The organism is Bradyrhizobium sp. 14AA (assembly GCF_054185205.1).
The window spans coordinates 55,914-74,229 of record NZ_JAVAYM010000005.1 but is presented as its reverse complement, the minus strand read 5'-3'; the positions used below and the strand labels follow the sequence as shown (position 1 = coordinate 74,229).

Here is an 18,316-nt window from a genome sequence, read left to right as displayed (position 1 = left end):
CCTGCTCAGGCAGCGCTGACGGCTTCGAGCTCGACCGTCTGGAATTTCTTTTCGAATCCGTCGACCGGCATCGGACGGCCGAAGAAATAGCCCTGCCCTTCCTTGCATCCCATGCTGACCAGGAAGTCAGCCGTGGCGCGATTCTCGATGCCTTCGGCCACGACCGTGAGCCCGAGTTGCCTGCTGAGGCCGATCGTCGAGCCGACGATCGCCGCATCGTCGGAATCCTCGAGCAGATCGAGCACGAAGGACCGGTCGATCTTGAGTCCGTCGAGCGGAAACTTCTTCAGGTAGCTCAGGCTTGCGTAGCCCGTGCCGAAATCGTCGAACAGGACGCGGACGCCGAGCTCCTGGATTCGCTTGAACATGTCCAGCACGCGGTTTTCGTCATGGAGCAGGATATCCTCCGTGACCTCGAGCTCGAGCAGCGACGGCGTCAGTCCCGTTGCTTCAAGCAATGCTGCAACCGAATGCGCGAGATCGCCGGAGTGGAGCTGCGACGGCGAGAGGTTGATCGCGACGCGCACGCTATTGCCGGACAATTCCCAGGCCCGCGCCTGACGGCAGGCGGTCTCCATCACCCAGTTCGCGATCCGCTCGGACAGCGCCGAGGTATTGACCACGGGCATGAATTCCCCGGGGGAAACGTGGCCGCGCACAGGATGCCGCCAGCGAATGAGCGCTTCGGCGCCGACCAGGCTGCCGTCGACTAGCCGGACCTGGGGCTGGTAGAACAGCTCGAACTCGCCGCGATCTGCGGCAAGCGCCAGCTCGCTCTCGAGCGTCAGCCGGTTCTCCAGCTCCTGTCTGATCGCGCTCTCGAAAATCACATGGCTGCCGCGCCGCGTCAGCTTTGCCTTGGACAGGGCCAGATGGCCGTTGCTCAGCAGATCGTCGGCGTTGTGCCCGCCCTCCGGGTAGACGGCGACGCCGATGCTGATCCTGACGCGGTGCTGCCGCGTACCCGTTGCAAGCGGCGTTTCGAACGCGCGCGCGATCCGCTCGGCGAATTCCACGATCGGCTCGCCAGCCTCTGCACAATCGAGCGCGATGGCGAATTCGTCGCCGCTGAGCCTGGCGACGACCGCCTTGCCATCGATGTCGGTCCGGAGACGATCAGCGACGGCCCGCAGCACGAGGTCGCCGGCCGAATGTCCAAGCATGTCGTTGATCTGCTGGAAGCCATCGAGCCCGAGCACGAGCAGTGCGACCCCGGAAGACCGACGCTCCGCCGCGGCGATCAGACCGCCAAGGCCCGCATGCAGCATGTTGCGGTTGGCAAGCCCCGTCAGCGCGTCATGTTCGGCGAGGTATCTGACGCGTTCGGCCTCGCGCTTGCGGACCGAGATGTCGCGCAGGATCGCTCCGTACTGAAAGCCCTCCGTTCCCTGCCAGCCCGAGAAGCTCGCCTCGACCGGGAAGGTTTCGCCGTTCTTGCGCCGCCCCTCGAACTCGACGACGACCGCCCCGCCGGGAACCAGGAGCGCCTGGCGCGCGGCATCGCGCATGGACGGCTTCGGGTGCCCGTCGACCGGCACAGCGCACAGCGTTTCGAACGGGCGGCCAATCATCTCGGCCGGCATGTACCCGAAGATCGCGCTCGCACCGGGATTCCAGACCGTGATCAGGTGATCCTCGTCGGTACAGACGAGGCCGTCACCCAGCGACATCGCGATGCGGTGAAAGCGGCTCTCGGCGATGCGTCCCAACAGACGTCGGAAATCGATTTCGTCCAGCGCGATCGCCGTCAGATAAGCGACGATCGCGATGTGGAACAGCGATGTGTAGATGATGAAGGGCCATCTTGCCTGCACCAGCACCGCGACCAGTTCGACGGCTACCCCGGCCGAGATCAGAATCGCGACGCGAATTCCCGGTGCGAAGCGGCGCCACGAGTACATCATCAGCAGGCAGATCACACCGAGACCCAGGATCATGCCGATGTCGGAAGTCCAGTGCAGCATCCGGTTCTGAAGGATCGATTCCGCCGCCAGCGCCTGGAGGGCCGGCCCCGAGATGACCTTGCCGTTTGGAACGCTGAACCGGTCGCCGAGTTCGAGCGCCGTGGCACCGACGATGATCTTCTTGTCTCTCAGTTGCTCCAGGGTCGCGGCGTCGCCGCGCAGCACGTCGACAAAGGAGACAGTCGGGATGGAGGCCGCCCTGATGCTGAAATCGATCAGGAAAGGCGGCCGCCGGTTGGCGTCCTGCCCGGCCAGCACGACGGCCATCGACGGGATCTGGGAGTCGCCGAGCTTCTCGCCGATCGGATAACGGCGGACGAGTCCGTCGGATTCAACCGGGACATTGACCACGGCTGGCCACGACTGGTTGCTGAACGGCTTCAGGGGACGATTAATGTGAGCCGCGCCGCCATTCGGCGTCGGCTGCTTGAAGGACGGCAGGATGGTCGAGCCGCCAACCTCCCGAAGTGCCTTGACGAAAGCATCGTCCGAGGACGGATCCGACGGCGTACTGAAATCGACGTCGAAGGCTACGTCCCGCGCTCCCGCGGCCTCGAGCCTGTACAACAGCTCGGCGTGCAGCCGGCGCGGCCATGGCCAAACCCCGATCTGGTCGATCGATGGCGCATCAATGGCCACCACGACGACATTGCCGCTGGCGGGACGCGATTGCCAGGCGAACCGGAGGTCGGTCAGCGCGTTGCGAAGCGCACCATGCCATCCCGTGGACAGCACGACCGCCAGCGCGATCACGACAAGAATATGCGGCCGATAGCGTTTCACTTTGCTCCCCTGCACATGCGGCATGAGCCGGCAAGTGCTCCCCTTACGTCGACGCCGCGATCCTAGTGATGACCCCTGCCCCAATACCAACCGTAGTGGTGGCCGTTATTGCCGTTTCCGTTGTTACCGTTGCCGCTATTGCCATTGTTGCCGGTGCCACCGCTTCCGTTGCCAGTCGCACCAGTCCCGCTGCTTCCGCTTCCCGAACTTCCGCTGGACACATCGCTGGTCGACCCGGCGGTGGTCGCAACAGTCGTCGTCGCAGTTGACGACGTCGACGTTGCGCTGGCCGCGGATGCGCTGCTGCTCACGGTAACCGCCGTTACGGTGGAGCTGTTGGAGGCTGTGGTCGTCGTGCTCGCCTTCCCATCGCTCCACACGGTATCGGTGCTGGCGTTGGCATGCGCGTTACGCACCTGTTCGGAAGCAACGGTGCCGTGGGCGAGCCCGTGCGTGACCTTGTGGAAGTTCAGCTTGACCTCGCCGAGCGAGCCCGAGATGCGCACGATGCCACCCTTGGGCGCCTGAGCTCCGGTCGCCTGATGCGATTGCACCGGCGCGCCGGTCGCCTTGGTCCCCTTGTCGATCGGACCGAGCGCATGGATCGCATGGCCGTTCGCCGCATTGCGCGGCGCGGACAGTCCCGATCTCGGCACGGGGATCCGCTCGATCGTCGAAGCGCGCGGCTTGCCCTGCTCGATCGGATTGAGCGTCCCTGCACCGCTCAGGCCGAGGCCGGGCTTGCCATGCTCGAAGACAGTGGCCGCCTGTCCCGGCATGACCTGGGCGATCTGTCCGGACTTGAAATCGGATACTTCGACCTGGCCGCGGAGCACGTCGACCTTGGTGCTGCCCGCGCCCACCGTGACGCTGAACTGCGTTCCCTTGACCACGGCGGCGAGATAGGGCGTCTCGACCTCGAAATGCTTGACGTTGCGCTTCTCGACCTCGAGCAGGATCGACCCTGCCTGCTGGATGATGGTGGTCGAGAGTCCCTCCTTCTTGTCGACCGGCAGGCCGACCACCGAGTTGGGAGAGATCAGAATCGTTTCCTCGCCGCGGACGAGGAGCACGCGCCCGGTGCGCCCGGTGCGAATGGTGTCGCCGGGCTTGAGCGCCTCCTCCTGATTCAACGACACTTGCTGCGCACCGTTGGTGGCGACCCAGACTTCGCCGGTGGCCTTGCTGACGGACCAGACGCCGTCGTCTGCGGCGGATGCACCGGAAGCCGTTCCCAGGATCAGCGCTGCCAGCAAGGCGCGCCGCACTCCAACTCTACCGAACATCACGATCCTCAGTCCGCGTTACTGCCAGGCCCGAGGCGTATCCGAAATGACTCAAGAGAGGCTTAGCGGGAACCCGACAGCCGAGCGGCCTCATTAACCAATCGTTGACCATAAAAAATTATGTAAAATCATGTGGCTAACGACCCCTTACCGCCCTGCAGCAAACCCTCCGTCAAACTACGGGGGCGGGTTTGTTGCGCGCGTTGAGAAGCGGCATCTTCTTACCGCCTTGGTGCTGTTAGCACCTGGGATTGCGGGAATTCCGCAGGCGCTCGCGCAACAGGCGAACCAGCCTGGGTTCGATCCGCGCCAGCCCGAGAAATACTTTGAGAACCAAACCGAACGGGAAACGCTGAACCGCCCCCCGGTCAAGCTGCCGACCGTCGGCCAGCCCAGCACCGGCGGCGATACCAGGCCTCAATTCGTGCTGCGTGGAATCAGCATCGTCGGCGCCCATACCGTCTCCCGCGATCGCATTGCCGCGGCCTATCAGCCCTATCTCGGCAAGAAGGTCTCGCAGGCGGATCTCGCCACGATCGCCGGTGCGATCAGCGATCTCTATCGCGCCGATGGCTTCCATTTGAGCCGGGCGATCGTGCCGCCGCAGGACATTGCCGACGGCCGGGTCCGGATCCAGGTGATCGAAGGCGCCATCGTGCAGGCCGAGCTGAAGGGCGACGGCGCCGAGCAGTTCGGCGTGAGGCCGATGCTCGAGCCGGTTCTGGCCGAGCAGCCGTCGCGGCTGGCAACACTCGAGCGCCAGCTCTTCCTCATCAACGGCAGGCCGGGCGTCCGGATCTCCGATACCGGGCTGGAGGAGATCGGCGGTGCGACCGGCCGCTTCCGTCTCACCGTTTATTTGAAGACCTGGCACGTCTTCACGTCGTTCGGCCTCGACAATCTCGGCTCGTCCTCCGTCGGCCCGTGGCAGACCTACGCGACAGGCGCGTTCAACTCCTACCTCACGCCCGGTGACACGCTGGCGGTCAACCTGTCGACCATTGCCAACGACCCCCGCGAGCTCGGTTTCGCACGGCTGTCCTATGACGCACCGGTTGGCGTCGACGGCGTGCGCCTCGGCGCTTCCGTCCTGTACAGCGCGGTCCGGCCGGGCGACGCCCGCCGCCTCGACAGCGATATCACCACGACCGAAGCTTTCGAGGTGCGGGCGAGCACCGCGCCCTTCATGTCGCAATCGTCGGCGCTGACGCTCACAATGGCCGGGACCTTCAGCAATGTGTCCGAGCATGACCTTTACGGTCCCTGGTACAACGACCACATCAGGACCGCGAGTCTGACCGCCGACTACCGGCTGCAGGATCGCTTCGGTGGCACCAATTTCGCGACGCTGACCTACCGCCAGGGCCTCGACATCTTCGGCGCCTCGCATTTCGACGACGATCTGCTGTCGCGCGACGGCGCGTCGTCCAACTTCTCGGTGCTGAACCTCTGGTTCACGCGCTACCAGACGCTCAGCGACGCCTGGTCACTCAAGATTTCCGCGGCAAGCCAGACCGCATCGCGGCCGCTGTTCACCTCGCAGCAATTCTATCTCGGCGGCGCGGCCTTCGGCCGGGGCTATGGTGCAGCCGAGATCAGCGGCGACAACGGTCTTGCCGGCTCGGTCGAAGTCCGCTTCGACCAGAAGCTCAACTTTCGCTACTGGACCGGCTATCAGCTCTACGCCTTCGGCGACGCTGGCGCAGTCTGGAACGACGGATATCGCCTGGGCGAGGGTCTCGCGCTGACATCGGCCGGAGCGGGCGTGCGATTCTTCCTGCCGGACGATCTCCAGGCCGATCTCGGCGTGGCCGTCCCCTTGAGCTACCGGGCGCCGGACAACGCGCGCCGCAGCCCGCGCTTCCTGTTCACCCTGTCGAGCGCGTTCCGGCTCTGCCCCGAGCGCGGCAAGGGCGACTGCCTCTAACAGCGCAGCCTTTGGCGGCCGCGTGCCTTGATGCGGCCGTTTTGCGGCGCTTCTCACAGACTTGCCTAAATTTAATCCCGTAACCTGCTCACGATCGCTCGATCCGGGAGTGTCCAATGACCATGTCCAGCCGAAAGTGATTTGAGACCGATCCATGAAAAGGGTGTTTACAATCCTGGCCTTTCTCTGCGTCCTCGGCGTCAGCCAGTACGTCGTCGTCAGCCGTTTCGCGATCCGCCATGACACTTTGCCGCTGTTCGACGCCTCGCGCCAACGGCCGATCTCGGTCGACGTGGCGGTGCGCCGTGACTACGAGACCAAGGCCAATCTCGGCCTCCTGAAGCTTCCGCTCGCCATCATCAGCAACGGCAACACCGTCAAGGCGACCGAGTATTCCTTCCTCGCCAACGTGCTCGCCGCGCGCGGCTATCTGGTCGCCAGCATCCAGCAGGACCTGCCGAGCGATCCCCCGCTGATGACCCACCTCGATCAGAAATATGTCGGCCGGCGCGAAGTCTATATCCGCTGCGAGGCCAACATTCTCTTCGTACTGGGCGAACTGAAGAGGCAGCAGGAAAACGTCGATTACGACCACATCACTCTCGTCGGCCACTCCAACGGCGGCGATGTCTCCATGTATGTCGCTCATCAGCACCCGGAGCTGGTGTCGAAGGTGATCACACTCGACAATCTGCGGGTGCCGTTCGTGCTCAGCGACAACATGAAGATCTTGTCGTTCCGCTCCAAGGACCCGCATTTCGTAACCGATCCCGGTGTGCTGCCGACACCGGAAGAGGCGAAGGCACGTGGTATCGATATCGTCCACACCGGTGCACAGCACACCGAGATGAGCGATCGCGGTCCCGATGCGGTCAAGGCGAAGATCCAGGAGACGCTCGACCGTTTTCTGCGTGACAGTGCCAGCAGCGCGCTCGCGCCGGCCGACACGAGAAGTCCGATGATCATGAATCCCGGCGACTATTAGCCGGGAACGCTTTGCGGCAGATCAAGGCAGCTCCGGGCCGGCGGAATAGAAAGGCCATATCGCGTCGGAGAGCCACGTGTCGCACTATACCGAACGTCTTGATACGAAACGCCTTCACCTGGAAAGCCTTGACCTGGGAAGCCTTGGCCTGCCCGCGGCAAGGATTCCGGCATTCCTGCGGCATTTCTATCGTTCAACGCGCAGGCTGCTGCGGTCGGTGATCGCCCGCATCGATCTCTCACAATTTCCGGGATCGTGCTGCGGCTGAGCACGGCGATTGCGAACGAACGCATGAAGGTTGCCCTATGCGCCAGCATTTGAGACGAATTTGCCTGCTGCTTGCCGTGACCTGGAGCCTCGGCACGGCGTCCGCTTTCGCCGCCGACGCCGATCACGGTGCGGACCTCGCCAAGCGCTGGTGCGCAAGCTGCCATGTCGTGGCAAACGGCCAGACCCAGGCGAGCGCCGACGTCCCCTCCTTCGCATCGGTTGCGCGCCGGCCGGAGTTCAGTCCGGAGAGGCTCGCCTTCTTTCTGCTCGACCCCCACCCGAAGATGCCGAACTTTCCCCTGAGCCGGACCGAAGCCGGCGACATTGCGGCCTACATCGCATCGCTACGTTAGCGCAGCGCGGACCGATCGACACCAGCTACAAATGCAAATCCCTGCCGGAGGACCGACAGGGATCAGCAGAAAGGATGACGGACGGCGAATGAGATCCATTCGGTGGCCCATCATGGACCTGCGTCAACATCGAAGTGCGGATCTGCCCGCCGCGCAAGATCAATTTGTGGGCATGCCGCACACATCCCGGGAATCAGGACTTGCCCTTGCCGGACTGCATGAAATTACCGGTCATCTGCCGCATGTGATCCCCGGCATTGGTAAACTGGCTGCGCAGGAATTCTGACTGGATCCGCATCGCTTCCTGAACGTCGGTGGCATGAACGAGCTTGCGGGCGTGCTCGAATGCCGCCTTCATGTTCTGCTCGGTGAATGCCAGCGCCTGTTTGGAGACGTCCGCGCCCGCTCCCGGAACCGAGGACATCGATTTGGTGGCGGCTTCGAAAAACATCCCGAACGCCTTTTCCGCCTGGTCGATCGTCTTCTCGGCTAGGTCGCGCAGTTCGGCCGGAACTTCCAGCTTCGGTTCGATCATGGTCGCACTCCTCCCTTTTTCTTAGCTGAATAGCACACTTGCCGTATCGCCTTCCAGCGGCCTAGCCCCCGGCAAACGTCGCCCGGCGGCCGGCTCTGACAGGAAACCGAGGGACAAGGCGTAGGGCCGGCGTGCGGCCTGGCTCAGGAAAGGGGGTGTTCGGGGAGGGTTTCTTCGGTGGCGAGGTCTTCGACGAGCTTGATGACCTCGAAACGCTGTCGAGGCCCGAGCTTCAGAAACGCACGGAGCAGCCGCAGGCTTTCGACGGTACCGCTTGCCGGCGCGCCTAGCTTGAGGTGCAGTTCAGCCGCGAAATTTAGGTTCTTCATCTGCCACCCATGATTTCGCACCTATGACAAACATCGACCTTCGCGATCCGATGTCGAGGTCCCACTCGAGAACCGAACGCCATGACCTGATGCAATGGCGACGGCACAATCTCGGCCGGGGGGGCCCCGGCGCATCAGCACGCTGAACTACATATCCAACGGACGGGCTCAACCGACTAGGTTGCAATTATGCCAAGGAACAACCCCTCCGGCAAGCCCTACCGCTCATCTAGCGCTGCTTCGTCTGCATCGCGCCACGGCAATTCCGGATAACAGGAATATGGACCGTCGTCACCACCCTGCGTCAAGAAGCGGCATCAACTCACGCACACAGTCCCGCTCGTTGTCAATTGGTCCTGCGTTTCGCCTTGTTTCCATGTGAATGGGCGTTGGCGAGCGCGAGCTGGCGCTTCTTCAGCGTATACACGTAATTGTTGAGTCCTACTTCGGCGGTTGTATCGTCAACGAAATGAACGTCGATCTCGCAGCCGGTCTCCAGCGTCCTGATCGGCGGATTGCTGAAGCCAAGCGAGGTGGCAAGCGCTTTGGGATCGACCTTCTTGTCGGCGCGCCGCATCTCGTCGAGTGCACCCTGGAAGATCATGTCGGGGCCGTAATCCACCACCTTGTACTGCGGTTTTGCGCAGGCAAAGGGACGGGGCCCTGATATCTCTCTCGTCTTGAAGACAACCGCCTTTCCCATCAGTTGCGCCCGCTCTGTACCGTCGGGCTTGCGTTGCGGATCGGCCCATGGCGCGACAACGGCGGCGGTGAACGTCCAACTGCCGATGTAGAAGGGATCGGCAGCCGCGACGGCGCCTGCCGCGCCAAGAGACGCGACAAGAGACACGACAAGGCAAACCGCGCCGGTGAATTTCATCTGATCCATCCCCTTGAGCTGTTGGATTTGGACGCGGCTCTCCGCATCAAGGTTCATCGGTCCGGACATGTTTCCGCCTGTGAACCGGCGTTCAGGATCGAACGACAAAGCGGTTGCGACACGGCCACGCAGATCACGGGCGCCATGGCCGATGGATTCATCGATTCGGGCGCGCGTCAGCACCAAAGGACGACGGCATGCTTTCTCGCTGCGATCTCATCAAGGGCGCCGCAGTCGCCTTTCTTACCTTCTCGATACAAGGCGCATGGGCGCAGGAGACCAAGATGAATCTCTTCAAGATCGTCACCATCAAGGACGAAATCGTCGTCGGATTGTCGGCCGAGGAACTCCAGGCGCTCGGCGGCAATGATGCGAGCGCGGTTGCGCACGCGCTGGCGCAGAAGGGCGATCTCACCGTCTGGCAGTACAACGTGCATCGCGGCCCGAACGGCGAATTGCAGCAGGCGCCGACCGCCAAGATCGGGCTTCTGACCAACGCCTCGCTCCGTGTCGAGCCCTACACGACGCCCTATCAGATCGTCCCGCATCCGTAGGCAGCAGACAGGCACGCCAGCGGCCGGACCGCCGGCGTGCCGCCGTCATCAGCGCTGCCCTGCACGCCGTGGCCCCGCTTCCGTCGCAAAGCCGTAGATCAGCGCCAGCCGGTCCAGACATTCGCGAAAACGCCGCGCGAAATAGTCGTTCCAGCGCTGTGTCCGGACGGCGCGACGCTCTCCGATCTGATCCATGGTCAGGCCGAGTACCAGCACGTCGTGCACCAGCGCGGCGCCGTCGGTGCCAAGTTCATGCTCGATCCGATTCAGCCGCAGCACGGCCTGGCGCTGGCTCTCGGTAACAGGCTCTCGCGCGCGCGCGCCATCAACATATTCCCGGGTCGGGTCCATCGCCTGAGGCCCCCGCTCGGCCCGCTCCCAATCGTTCTGGAAGGCCCGCCCGCCGCGATATTGCGCTTCGTCGATCTGGTGGTGCGCGTGCAGCCGGCCGAGCGGATCGCTGCGGACCGACCGGACGGCCACGATCTTCTCACCGGGATCCAGCGCCAGCGGATTGTCGACCTCGACCTCCGCCACCTCGGCGTTGAACGGCACGTCGCGCGACCGTCGATCGTAGATGTTCGTCAATTTGTAGGACTTGTTGCGTCGGCCACGTGCCACTCCGGTGCTCCTTGCAAGATTGACGATTGAACAGGTGGCCGCGCTCAGGCCGCAGAAACCAGCCGCAACACGACGGGACCGGCGACACGCGCGGACGCGGCTCCAGAGCGACGCGTCAGGCGCGCATGCGGCGGGCAATAGCTGGAGCCCGGCTGGCGCGGATGGCCGCAGAAGCTGATCTCCTCCCCGTCCCTGTCGCCGCCATAGGGATAGCGGCAGTCGCCGCGCGCGAGTTCGACCAGCGCAATCAGGCGCGGCTGGACCCCGACGCAGCGCAACTTGACCCGCGCGGGCTTCATCGCGGATTTCGGCGGCAAGTTCAGATTCGGCAACGCCGGTTGCCGCGGCGAAAGCAGACAGGCCTCGCCCGGCAAGGACGGCACGATCGACGGACTCGTCATCCGCGCCGGTGCGGCGAGCCCGAGCCGCTTGGCACGCCCGATCACCGCGCTGCGCGTGTAAGCCGTTCCAAACCTTGCGTTAATCTGTCTTCCGATCTCGGCATAAGACATGCCCTTGAGAAAATGGTCGCGAAGCGCGTCGGAGTGCTCCGACGGCCAATGGCCCGGTTCCATGCTGCTGTCCTGTGATGCGCTCCTCCGATCGGACGACCGGGGACGAATACACATTCCGGTATTCCGAAGCCCGAGTCAAGCGATAATTCTGATATTCATAATTGCAATTATTCCGAATTTCGGATTACAAGAGGCGAGACAATGCGCAATCGAGGGAATCACCATGTTGGACGTTGCAATGATCGAGCGGGGCCTGGAAAAGACGGGCAAGAGCAAGGGCGGCCTCGCGGCGGCCATGGGCGTGCGGCCCGGCGCGGTCTCGGAGATCCTCGGCGGCGAACGCCTGGTGAAGGCCTCGGAAATCATTCCGATCATGGAATATCTCGAGCTCAATCTCGCGCCGATCATGGGCCGCGTCGGCGCCGGCGCCGTGATCGAGCCGGATTACGAGCAGGTTCCTCCGGAAGGCCTCGGTGACATCGCGCTGCCCTTCCCGATCATGGAAGAAACGGTCGCATTCGAGATCGTGGGCGATTCGATGCTGCCCAAATACGAGAGCGGCGACGTGATCGTGGTCTACAAGGACCAGCGCCATCCGTTGTCGAGCTTCTACGGCGAAGAGGCCGTGGTCCGGCTCAAGACCGGCGAGCGCTATTTGAAGACCATCGAGCGGGGCAAGTCCCCCTCCGTCGTCAACCTCACCAGCTTCAACGCCAAGCCGATCGTCGGCGTCAAGCTCGAGTGGGTCGGCGAGATTTGCCTGTCCATGCCCAAGGGCCAGCTCGAGCGGCTGCGCGCCAAATCGGCGCGCCCCCGCAAGAAGAGCAAGTAAAGCTGCCCCGCGCGCGAGCGATTTCCGATTTTTGGAAATTGCTTGACTTTGTTACGTTTTTCAGAAATACTCTGCCGCGCTCCCTGCCACGGGGCGCGGCAGGATCGTTTGATGCAGTACTTCGTCGTGATGATTGACTATGGACGGCGGGGCCGCGAGGCGGTAGTCGACCCCGAGATGACAAGGCGCGAGGTCATCTCCCGCATCGCTTCGGGGGAATACCGGAACATCTCGTTCATCCACGAGATCGTGGATAGCTCCGTCGAGGACGTGACCGACGCGGTCCTGGCGGAGGCCGTCCTTCCCCAGGTTCCGCCTGAAGACGTCGATCTTCAGGCAATCCGCATGGACCACGCCCGCGACCTGCGCAAGCACGAACGGACGTAACGCAGGCGTCGGCCTGCGTCACGCCCGGCCCGACGTCACACCAGCAGGACGGTCGATCCCGTGGTCTTGCGCGCGGCGAGATCGGCATGCGCCTTGGCGGCGTCCTTCAGCGGATAAGTCTGGTGCACCTCGATCTTGACCGCGCCGGACTTGACCACGTCGAACAGCTCCCCTGCCATCGCAACCAGGCTCTCGCGCTTGGCGGCGTAGGTGAACAGCGTCGGCCGGGTGACATAGAGCGAGCCCTTCTGGGCCAGCAGGCCGAGATTAAGCGGCTCGACGGCACCCGAGGATTGGCCGAACAGCGCCACAACACCGAGCGGCGCGAGGCAGTCCAGCGATTTCAGGAACGTGTCCTTGCCGACGGAGTCATAGACCACCGGCACCTTCTTGCCGCCGGTGATTTCGTCGACGCGCTTCACGAAATCCTCGCGCGTGTAGATGATGACATGGTCGCAGCCATGCGCCTTGGCGAGCTTGGCCTTCTCGTCGTTGCTGACGGTGCCGATGACGGTCGCGCCGAGATGCTTGGCCCACTGGCTCAGGATCAATCCGACGCCGCCAGCCGCGGCATGAAGCAGGATGGTGTCCCCCGCCTTCACGCGATAGGTCTGCCGGATCAGATATTGCGTGGTGAGTCCCTTCAGCATCATCGCCGCCGCGGTCTTGTCGTCGACGCCGTCAGGGAGCTTCAACAGCCGGTCGGCCGGGATCAGCCGCGCCTCGGAATAGGCGCCAAGCGGCGAGGCTCCATAGGCGACGCGATCGCCCGGCTTCAGATCGGTGACACCGGGGCCGATTTCCTCGACGATGCCGGCCGCCTCGCTGCCGAGTCCGCTCGGCAGTTGCGCCGGATAAAGACCCGAACGGTTGTAGATGTCGACGAAGTTGAGACCGACGGCGGTGTGGCGGATGCGTGCTTCGCCCGGCCCGGGCTTGCCGACACTGACCTCCTCCCAGACCAGGACTTCCGGACCGCCGGTCTTGTGAAAGCGAATGGCATGCGTCATGGGCGTTGCTCCCTTATCGTTGCAGTGAAGGTCCGAAAAAGACGGATCGGCCGGAGAAATAGGCATTTGGTCCGCCCGTTACAGTACAGAGACGTAACAAGAATGTCACAGCGGACGACAAACGCCCGCCGTTCCGCCTCTGTTCGAAAGAGTTGATGACGGCTCTGGAGCAACCGGCAGTAGCTTTTGCGCGGGGATTGGTGGTCGCCTGCGAAGGAGAGCCGAGATGCCAGCTTATGTACAGCATCATCAGGATATCGAGATCGCGCCTGTGAATTGCCCGACATGCATGGGGTTCCTGCCGATGTATGTGCGCGAGGTCGAGCCGCATTGGAGCCTTGCCAAGATCGACTTCGTCTATGAATGCGCCGATTGCGGCGCCGAGTTGAGACAGACCATCCGCAAGCCGGAGCTGCTGCGGCACTGAGCGCGGCCGGCGAGCCGCCCAACTATTTGCGCTGAACGGAAAAAATGCCGCTCACGCGGATCTGATGTCTCCCAAACGAGGCTTGTTCTTTGCCGGGAACGCAGGCAGAACAAGCTTCAAGCAAGACCTTTGGGAGCGCCCTTTCGTGGCTGAACAGAAGGCCTCGACCTCGATCGAGGCAGTGGAGAGCGGCCTCGCCGCGCAGGGCTACATCGCGAGCCGGCAGATCGCGACCGCCGTCTATTTGTCGCAGCAGATCGAGAAGCCGATCCTGGTCGAGGGACCCGCGGGCGTCGGCAAGACCGAGCTTGCCAAGGCGATCGCCGCCTGGCGCGGCATGAAGATGATCCGCCTGCAATGCTACGAAGGCCTCGACGAGGCCAAGGCGCTCTACGAGTGGAAATACGCCAAGCAGCTTCTCTATACGCAGATCCTCAAGGACAAGCTCGGTGAAGTCCTCGGCGGCGCGCAGACGCTGCACGCGGCGCTCGACCAACTCCACGATTTCGGCGACGTGTTCTTCTCCAAGGAATTCGTCGAGCCGCGCCCGCTGCTGCAGGCGCTGGAACAGCCTGGCGGCTGCGTGCTCCTGATCGACGAGATCGACAAGTCGGACGCGGAATTCGAATCGCTGCTGCTGGAGATCCTCTCCGACTTCCAGGTCACGATCCCCGAGCTCGGCACCGTCTCGGCGATCACGCCGCCGACGGTGATCCTCACCTCCAACAGCGAGCGCGACCTTGGCGATGCCCTCAAGCGGCGCTGCCTGCATCTGCATATCGGCTTCCCCGAGCAACGGCTGGAGGAGCGCATCGTCGAGAGCCGCGTGCCCGGCATCTCGCAGACGCTGCGCCGGCAGATGGTCGGCTTCATCCACGAGATCCGTTCGCTCGATCTGAAGAAGCTGCCCTCGGTCAGCGAGACCATCGACTGGGCGCGCGTGCTGGTGCTGCTCCAGGCCACCGAGCTCGACACCGAGATGGTCAAGGACACGCTCAACGTGCTCCTGAAATACGAGGCCGATATCGAAGCCGCTCAGCCTCAGATCACGACCTTCATTGCCAAGGCGGCCCGGTCCAACGTCTTCGGTTGACGCCGATGCGCGAGAACCTTCATCGTTTCTTTCGGGCGGCACGCGGTGTCGGCGTCCACGTCTCGCCGGCTGAAAGCATCGATGCGATGCGCGCGGTGTCGCAGGTCGGCGTATCCGACCGAACCATCCTGCGCGACGCGCTGCTCCTGACGCTCGCCAAGTCGCAGGACGAGAAGCTCGCGCTCGGCGACTGCTTCGACCTGTTCTTCAGCCAGCCGGAACCACGGCAGGACCAGCCTGAGGCCGACAGCGACGACGACGCTTCTCAGGACGCTGATCAATCGCCCTCCTCCGGCGAGACCGGCGATGCAAGCGCAGGTCAACCGACCGAAGGATTGGGCCCGCTGGCGCAGATGCTGCTGTCGCAGGACCGCAACGCGATCGCCGCCGCCATGGCCAGCGCGTCCGGTGCGGCCTCCCTGTCCGATATCCGCTATTCCACCCAGCGCGGCATCTTTTCCAGCCGGATCCTCGACGCCATGGGCCTCCAGCGCCTGCGCGACGATCTCGACGGGCTGACCGCAACCAACCCGGCGCTCGCCGAGCGCCTGCGTGCCGCGCTCGACGCCTTGCGCGAAGCCGTGCGCGACACCGTCTCGCAGGGGCTTGCGCTCTATGCCCGCGAGGAGGCCGAAAACCTCCGCAACGAGATCCTGCGCAACGCGCCGCTCGCGCGCATCGAGCGACGTCAGGTCGCCGAGATGCGTGCCCTCATCCGCAAGATCGCGCGCCGCCTGCGCGAACGCTATTCGAAACCGCGCAAGCGCCAGCGCCGCGGCCATCTCGATGTTCGCCGCACGCTCCGCCGGAACGCCGCCTGGGGCGGCGTGCCCTTCCTCACCGCATGGAAGCGCAAGCACCGCGACCGGCCGAAGATCGTGGCGCTATGCGACGTCTCCGGCTCGGTCGCGCAAGTGTCCGATTTCTTCCTGCTCCTGATCCACTCGCTGCACGAGGTGGTCGACGACGTCCGCTCCTTTGCTTTCTCGTCGCACATGATCGAGGTCAGCGAGATCCTGGAAAAGAAATCGCCGGAAGAGGCGATGGCCGAGATCATGTCCAAGGTCGGCTTCGGCTCGTCCGACTACGGTTCCTCGCTGGTCGATTTCGAGAAGGACTTCATGAGCGCGCTGACGCCGCAGACCACGGTGATCGTGCTCGGCGATGCCCGCAGCAACAACCTCGACCCGCGCGCCGACATCCTGCGCCGCATCTCCGAACGCTCGAAGCGACTGGTCTGGCTCAATCCCGAAGGACGGCTCGCCTGGGGCTTTGGCGATTCCGAGATGCCGCGCTACGCGACCTTTTGCAGCGTGGTGCGACAGTGTGCCACCGCGCAGCAGCTCGAGCGCGCGGTGTCCGACATCGTGGCGACTTATCAGTAGGTCTCGACTCGCAGCCTACGTCAGTTTGGCGCAAGCTCCGCCTGGCCGACGTTGCACTCCCGGAAGTGATGGGCAATTTCGTCGAGCGCACGCTGCTCCCATTCCTGGGCTTGCGCGAGCCAGAAAACCCGGCGCTCGAAATCGAGCGCGGCACGCTCCCGGCACAGAGATTCCTGACTGCGAATTTCAACCAGCCTGTTCATGCACTCCACTCCTGCCGCGTGAAGCCATTCCCCGGCAATCACCGTAACAGAGTCTCCAACTTCTCGTCTCATGATTCCTGTGCATATTGCGACGCAGAATGAGACAGCAGCGCTTCCCTGCAGCGCGGCAAATCGCGGTGCAGCATCAAATCCAGATCATTAACATGTGATCGAAGCCCAGGACGATCTTCGTCGTTGAACGATCTTAACGGTTGTGGCGCAACGAAGTGCGGCAATTCGTGAAGAGAGGTTCTAAACAGCTCACCGGATTCCCGACTCATTGTCGTCGCATGGTCTTCATGCAGCGCCGCTAACAGAGGCGCGCGAATGGCACTACCGCTTGAGGCAACATGAGCAACGATGTCGACTTCGATCTTTCGCCGGACCAATGGGAAGCCCTGCGCACACTTCGCAATCCCGTGTCGGGCGGTCGCCTCTCGAGGGCCTATCTGGTCGAAAGTCTCGTCAAGCTCGGCCTCGTCGTCGTCAATGACGGCGTGCCGGCGATGACGCCCGCGGGACGCAAGGTGCTCGTGCGTGGTTCGTGCCGCCTGCTGGACGTCGCGGCGTGACGCATGCGTTAAAATATTTGTGCGATCACGATCGCGTAGGCGATGAATACGACCCCGAGGCCCCACACCATCGTTGGAATCTGCGACCGCCGGCCGACTGACATTTCCAGAGCGATGTAGCTCAGCGTGCCCAGAGCCATTCCGTTGATGAGGTTGTTGGTCAGCACGGTGACCAGCAGCGTCAGCACGATCGGAACCGCATTGACGAGATCGGTCATGTCGATGCGAGCGAGGCCCTGCATCATCAGCACGCCGACGAGCACCAGCGCGGGCGCGGTTGCTTGTGGCGGGATGATGACGAAGATCGGCCAGAAGAACAAAGCGAGGCAGAAGAGCGCCGCCACCGTCAGCGAGGTCAGTCCGGTACGCCCTCCGGCCTGCACGCCGGTGATCGATTCGATATAGGCCGTCACGACCGATGTGCCGAGCAGCGGACCGACGATGGACGCCGTCGCATCCGTCGCAAATGCGGCGGTGGCGTTCGGGATCGAGCCGTCGGGTTTGCGCAGATTGGCCGCTCCCGTTACGCCAATCAGCGTGCCCAGGGTCGAAAAGAACTCGGCGCACAGGAAGTAGAACAGCAGCGGCAGCGCTACGACGAAATGGCTGAAGAGATAGCCGACGTCGAGCGCCATGAAGGTGCTGGTCGGCCAGCGCGGCCACGACAGGATGGCCGACGGCATCGACGTCACCATCTTGCCGTTGGCGCCGGGAACGAAGAAACCGATCAGGGTCAGCAACGCGATCGACAGGATCAGCGCCGCGGGCACCCGACGCGCCACCAGCACGGGTGTGAGCAGGAGGCCGAACAGCGTCAGCAGCACCGCCGGGCTGCGCAGGGATCCCATGGCGATGTAGGTCGACGGATTCTGGACGACGAATCCGGCGCCTCGCAGCGCAATGAAGACGATGAGGGTCCCGACCGCCGCCTGGATGCCGATCTTCAGCGCTTCCGGCACGTCCTTCGCGACTTTCTCGCGCAGCTTAGACAGGCTGAGGATCAGGAACAGCACACCGGTGAAAGCGACCATGGCAAGCGCGCCCTGCCAGGGCATGCCCATCTGCTTGACGATGACATAGGTGAAGATGACATTCGAACCCATCGCGGGCGCAACCGCGAGCGGCAGATTGGCCCAGAGCCCCATCATCACCGAGCCGAGGATCGCGGCGAGTGCCGTGGCGCTGACGAGATCGGCACGATCCATTCCGGCGTTGGACATGATGGCCGGGTTCACGGCGATGATATAGGCCATCGCCGCGAACGTCGTCGCTCCGGCCATCATCTCGCGGCCGACGCTCGTGCCACGCTCGGTGAGGCGAAAGGTCCGGTCGAGCAGCCCCGTCGCTGCGTGCGGCGCCGGCTCTGTGGAGGCGGCCTGCGGCTTCGTCATCTCGTTCATCCCCA

Annotated in this window: 21 protein-coding genes; 11 read left to right on the top strand and 10 right to left on the bottom strand. The window is 63.5% G+C overall.

From position 1 onward, the window contains the following. Positions 1 to 5: 5 nt before the first annotated feature. Both RAD15_RS12000 and RAD15_RS11995 read right to left on the bottom strand, forming a co-directional pair. Complete coding sequence (locus tag RAD15_RS12000; RefSeq protein ID WP_458177549.1) at positions 6 to 2,747, bottom strand: EAL domain-containing protein; 2,742 nt, start codon at positions 2,745 to 2,747, stop codon at positions 6 to 8. Between the two features lie 62 nt (positions 2,748 to 2,809). After that, positions 2,810 to 4,033, bottom strand: a complete 1,224-nt coding sequence (locus RAD15_RS11995; RefSeq protein ID WP_458177547.1) for a FecR family protein — start codon at positions 4,031 to 4,033, stop codon at positions 2,810 to 2,812. 130 nt (positions 4,034 to 4,163) lie between these two features. Here RAD15_RS11995 and RAD15_RS11990 point away from each other — a divergent pair, with 130 nt between their 5' ends. The 4 genes from RAD15_RS11990 (at position 4,164) to RAD15_RS11975 (ending at position 7,568) form a co-directional block, all read left to right on the top strand. Further along, positions 4,164 to 5,960 (top strand): ShlB/FhaC/HecB family hemolysin secretion/activation protein, encoded by a 1,797-nt coding sequence (locus RAD15_RS11990; RefSeq protein WP_458177545.1) that lies wholly within the window; start codon positions 4,164 to 4,166, stop codon positions 5,958 to 5,960. Positions 5,961 to 6,114: 154 nt separating this feature from the next. Then, positions 6,115 to 6,945 (top strand): alpha/beta fold hydrolase, encoded by an 831-nt coding sequence (locus RAD15_RS11985; protein WP_458177543.1) that lies wholly within the window; start codon positions 6,115 to 6,117, stop codon positions 6,943 to 6,945. A gap of 76 nt (positions 6,946 to 7,021) precedes the next feature. Then, positions 7,022 to 7,213, top strand: a complete 192-nt coding sequence (locus RAD15_RS11980) for a hypothetical protein (protein WP_458177541.1) — start codon at positions 7,022 to 7,024, stop codon at positions 7,211 to 7,213. Positions 7,214 to 7,250: 37 nt separating this feature from the next. Further along, positions 7,251 to 7,568, top strand: coding sequence for a c-type cytochrome (locus RAD15_RS11975; protein ID WP_458177539.1), 318 nt, complete (start codon positions 7,251 to 7,253; stop codon positions 7,566 to 7,568). A gap of 193 nt (positions 7,569 to 7,761) precedes the next feature. Here the strand turns inward: RAD15_RS11975 and RAD15_RS11970 are convergent, their stop codons facing one another. From RAD15_RS11970 to RAD15_RS11960, 3 genes are all read right to left on the bottom strand, one after another. After that, entirely contained in the window at positions 7,762 to 8,103 is a 342-nt protein-coding gene (locus RAD15_RS11970) for a phasin (RefSeq protein WP_458177537.1), read from the bottom strand. Positions 8,104 to 8,246: 143 nt separating this feature from the next. Continuing rightward, on the bottom strand, positions 8,247 to 8,432 hold the full coding sequence (locus RAD15_RS11965; protein WP_458177535.1) for a hypothetical protein: 186 nt from the start codon (positions 8,430 to 8,432) through the stop codon (positions 8,247 to 8,249). 346 nt (positions 8,433 to 8,778) lie between these two features. After that, positions 8,779 to 9,495, bottom strand: coding sequence for a hypothetical protein (locus RAD15_RS11960; RefSeq protein WP_458177533.1), 717 nt, complete (start codon positions 9,493 to 9,495; stop codon positions 8,779 to 8,781). 14 nt (positions 9,496 to 9,509) lie between these two features. Between RAD15_RS11960 and RAD15_RS11955 the strand changes: the two genes are divergently transcribed. Then, a complete protein-coding gene (locus tag RAD15_RS11955) occupies positions 9,510 to 9,866 on the top strand; it encodes a hypothetical protein (RefSeq protein WP_458177531.1) in 357 nt (118 codons plus the stop codon). Between the two features lie 48 nt (positions 9,867 to 9,914). Here RAD15_RS11955 and RAD15_RS11950 read toward each other — a convergent pair whose 3' ends face one another. Together RAD15_RS11950 and RAD15_RS11945 are read right to left on the bottom strand one after the other, a co-directional pair. Then, positions 9,915 to 10,487 carry a hypothetical protein gene (locus RAD15_RS11950; protein ID WP_458177529.1) on the bottom strand — a complete coding sequence of 191 codons (573 nt, stop codon included), beginning with the start codon at positions 10,485 to 10,487 and terminating at the stop codon, positions 9,915 to 9,917. Positions 10,488 to 10,531: 44 nt separating this feature from the next. Continuing rightward, entirely contained in the window at positions 10,532 to 11,062 is a 531-nt protein-coding gene (locus RAD15_RS11945) for a GcrA family cell cycle regulator (RefSeq protein ID WP_458177527.1), read from the bottom strand. A 163-nt stretch (positions 11,063 to 11,225) separates the two neighbouring features. On the opposite strand from RAD15_RS11945, the gene RAD15_RS11940 reads away from it, so the two are divergent. Then, positions 11,226 to 11,834: a S24 family peptidase gene (locus tag RAD15_RS11940; protein ID WP_028156659.1), complete on the top strand. Its 609-nt coding sequence runs from the start codon at positions 11,226 to 11,228 to the stop codon at positions 11,832 to 11,834. Positions 11,835 to 11,945: 111 nt separating this feature from the next. Then, positions 11,946 to 12,221 (top strand): hypothetical protein, encoded by a 276-nt coding sequence (locus tag RAD15_RS11935; RefSeq protein WP_458177524.1) that lies wholly within the window; start codon positions 11,946 to 11,948, stop codon positions 12,219 to 12,221. A gap of 35 nt (positions 12,222 to 12,256) precedes the next feature. Here RAD15_RS11935 and RAD15_RS11930 read toward each other — a convergent pair whose 3' ends face one another. Further along, positions 12,257 to 13,231, bottom strand: a complete 975-nt coding sequence (locus RAD15_RS11930) for a quinone oxidoreductase family protein (protein ID WP_458177522.1) — start codon at positions 13,229 to 13,231, stop codon at positions 12,257 to 12,259. 226 nt (positions 13,232 to 13,457) lie between these two features. Here RAD15_RS11930 and RAD15_RS11925 point away from each other — a divergent pair, with 226 nt between their 5' ends. The 3 genes from RAD15_RS11925 to RAD15_RS11915 all read left to right on the top strand — a co-directional run bounded on the left by RAD15_RS11925 (position 13,458) and on the right by RAD15_RS11915 (position 16,136). Further along, positions 13,458 to 13,658 (top strand): hypothetical protein, encoded by a 201-nt coding sequence (locus RAD15_RS11925; protein ID WP_212375101.1) that lies wholly within the window; start codon positions 13,458 to 13,460, stop codon positions 13,656 to 13,658. Positions 13,659 to 13,803: 145 nt separating this feature from the next. Then, on the top strand, positions 13,804 to 14,751 hold the full coding sequence (locus tag RAD15_RS11920) for an AAA family ATPase (RefSeq protein ID WP_458177519.1): 948 nt from the start codon (positions 13,804 to 13,806) through the stop codon (positions 14,749 to 14,751). Positions 14,752 to 14,756: 5 nt separating this feature from the next. Continuing rightward, positions 14,757 to 16,136 carry a vWA domain-containing protein gene (locus tag RAD15_RS11915; RefSeq protein WP_458177517.1) on the top strand — a complete coding sequence of 460 codons (1,380 nt, stop codon included), beginning with the start codon at positions 14,757 to 14,759 and terminating at the stop codon, positions 16,134 to 16,136. 20 nt (positions 16,137 to 16,156) lie between these two features. Here the strand turns inward: RAD15_RS11915 and RAD15_RS11910 are convergent, their stop codons facing one another. After that, positions 16,157 to 16,339, bottom strand: a complete 183-nt coding sequence (locus tag RAD15_RS11910; protein ID WP_458177515.1) for a hypothetical protein — start codon at positions 16,337 to 16,339, stop codon at positions 16,157 to 16,159. Positions 16,340 to 16,689: 350 nt separating this feature from the next. Between RAD15_RS11910 and RAD15_RS11905 the strand changes: the two genes are divergently transcribed. Continuing rightward, the gene (locus RAD15_RS11905; RefSeq protein WP_458177513.1) at positions 16,690 to 16,911 is read left to right on the top strand and encodes a hypothetical protein; all 222 of its coding nucleotides are present in this window, start codon (positions 16,690 to 16,692) and stop codon (positions 16,909 to 16,911) included. A gap of 8 nt (positions 16,912 to 16,919) precedes the next feature. On the opposite strand, the gene RAD15_RS11900 is transcribed toward RAD15_RS11905, so the two are convergent. Further along, positions 16,920 to 18,311: an NCS2 family permease gene (locus tag RAD15_RS11900; protein WP_458177511.1), complete on the bottom strand. Its 1,392-nt coding sequence runs from the start codon at positions 18,309 to 18,311 to the stop codon at positions 16,920 to 16,922. Between the last annotated feature and the right edge of the window lie 5 nt (positions 18,312 to 18,316).

Coding starts and splice junctions, on each gene's coding strand:
- RAD15_RS11990 (WP_458177545.1), top strand. CDS start 4,164: ATGTGGCTAACGACCCCTTACCGCCCTGCAGCAAACCCTCCGTCAAAC.
- RAD15_RS11930 (WP_458177522.1), bottom strand. CDS start 13,231: ATGACGCATGCCATTCGCTTTCACAAGACCGGCGGTCCGGAAGTCCTG.
- RAD15_RS11940 (WP_028156659.1), top strand. CDS start 11,226: ATGTTGGACGTTGCAATGATCGAGCGGGGCCTGGAAAAGACGGGCAAG.
- RAD15_RS11985 (WP_458177543.1), top strand. CDS start 6,115: ATGAAAAGGGTGTTTACAATCCTGGCCTTTCTCTGCGTCCTCGGCGTC.
- RAD15_RS11970 (WP_458177537.1), bottom strand. CDS start 8,103: ATGATCGAACCGAAGCTGGAAGTTCCGGCCGAACTGCGCGACCTAGCC.
- RAD15_RS11905 (WP_458177513.1), top strand. CDS start 16,690: ATGAGCAACGATGTCGACTTCGATCTTTCGCCGGACCAATGGGAAGCC.
- RAD15_RS11995 (WP_458177547.1), bottom strand. CDS start 4,033: ATGTTCGGTAGAGTTGGAGTGCGGCGCGCCTTGCTGGCAGCGCTGATC.
- RAD15_RS11900 (WP_458177511.1), bottom strand. CDS start 18,311: ATGAACGAGATGACGAAGCCGCAGGCCGCCTCCACAGAGCCGGCGCCG.
- RAD15_RS11935 (WP_458177524.1), top strand. CDS start 11,946: ATGCAGTACTTCGTCGTGATGATTGACTATGGACGGCGGGGCCGCGAG.
- RAD15_RS11975 (WP_458177539.1), top strand. CDS start 7,251: ATGCGCCAGCATTTGAGACGAATTTGCCTGCTGCTTGCCGTGACCTGG.
- RAD15_RS11955 (WP_458177531.1), top strand. CDS start 9,510: ATGCTTTCTCGCTGCGATCTCATCAAGGGCGCCGCAGTCGCCTTTCTT.
- RAD15_RS11910 (WP_458177515.1), bottom strand. CDS start 16,339: ATGAACAGGCTGGTTGAAATTCGCAGTCAGGAATCTCTGTGCCGGGAG.
- RAD15_RS11915 (WP_458177517.1), top strand. CDS start 14,757: ATGCGCGAGAACCTTCATCGTTTCTTTCGGGCGGCACGCGGTGTCGGC.
- RAD15_RS11925 (WP_212375101.1), top strand. CDS start 13,458: ATGCCAGCTTATGTACAGCATCATCAGGATATCGAGATCGCGCCTGTG.
- RAD15_RS11945 (WP_458177527.1), bottom strand. CDS start 11,062: ATGGAACCGGGCCATTGGCCGTCGGAGCACTCCGACGCGCTTCGCGAC.
- RAD15_RS11965 (WP_458177535.1), bottom strand. CDS start 8,432: ATGAAGAACCTAAATTTCGCGGCTGAACTGCACCTCAAGCTAGGCGCG.